Here is a 1,213-nt window from a genome sequence, read left to right on the forward strand (position 1 = left end):
ATAGAAAGAGTAACAAGAAAACTTAATGGAGTAGTAACTGCTGATGTAAACTTTGCAACTGAAAAATTAACTGTTTCCTTTGAACCATCACTGGTTAGAACATCAGATATAAAGAAAAGAATCGAAAAAGCAGGATATAAGGCTCTAGAGGATGAAAGCAATGTTGATATAGATAAAGAAAAAAAAGAAAAAGAAATAAAGTCCTTATGGAATAGATTTTTAATATCTGCAATTTTTGGAGTACCATTGTTACTAGTTGCCATGGTACCTATGTTTATTACATTGCCTGTAGCTATTGATCCAATGATGCATATGGAGGCTTTTGCCATTCTACAATTAGTGCTTGTCCTGCCAATAATTTATACAGGTAAAAAGTATTTTATAGTTGGTCTCAAATCATTATTTAGATTAAGTCCCAATATGGATTCGCTTATAGCAATTGGAACATCTGCGGCGTTTTTATATAGTTTATTTGCCGTATTTGAAATAACGATTAATGGAAATGTAGATTATGAAATGTATTTTGAATCAGCAGGTGTAATTTTGACACTTATAACTCTTGGTAAGTATTTGGAAACAGTAACTAAAGGAAAAACCTCTGAAGCAATTAAAAAGCTTATGGGTCTTGCTCCAAAAACTGCAACAATAATTAGAGATAATGAAGAAGTAGAGATTCCAATTGATGAAGTAGAAGTTGGAGATATAGTAATAGTTAAACCTGGCGCAAAAATGCCTGTAGATGGTGAAGTTGTAGAGGGAACTACATCTGTAGATGAATCAATGCTTACGGGTGAGAGTATGCCTGTAGAAAAAAGCATAGGCCACAACATAATTGGTGCAAGTATAAATAAAAATGGATCTATTAAATATAAAGCAACTAAAGTTGGTAAAGATACGGCGTTATCACAAATAATAACCTTAGTTGAGAATGCACAAGGATCAAAAGCTCCAATAGCTGCAATGGCAGATGTTATATCAAGCTACTTTGTGCCTGTAGTTATGGGGCTTGCTTTAGTTTCATCATTAGCTTGGCTTTTATCTGGAGAAACGGTAGTGTTCGCATTAACAATATTTATTTCAGTGCTGGTAATAGCATGTCCTTGTGCCCTTGGCCTTGCAACACCTACAGCAATAATGGTGGGAACGGGAAAAGGTGCAGAGTATGGAGTACTTATAAAAAGTGGTACAGCGCTTGAAACTGCACATAAAATTC

Annotated in this window: 1 protein-coding gene; it reads left to right on the forward strand. The window is 34.5% G+C overall.

The features are described from left to right. Positions 1 to 1,213 (forward strand): heavy metal translocating P-type ATPase (locus KPL55_RS25720; protein WP_216309585.1); only part of this gene is annotated, 1,213 nt, incomplete at both ends.

This window comes from Clostridium lacusfryxellense (assembly GCF_018861735.1).
In the GTDB taxonomy this organism is placed as follows: domain Bacteria; phylum Bacillota; class Clostridia; order Clostridiales; family Clostridiaceae; genus Clostridium_AD; species Clostridium_AD lacusfryxellense.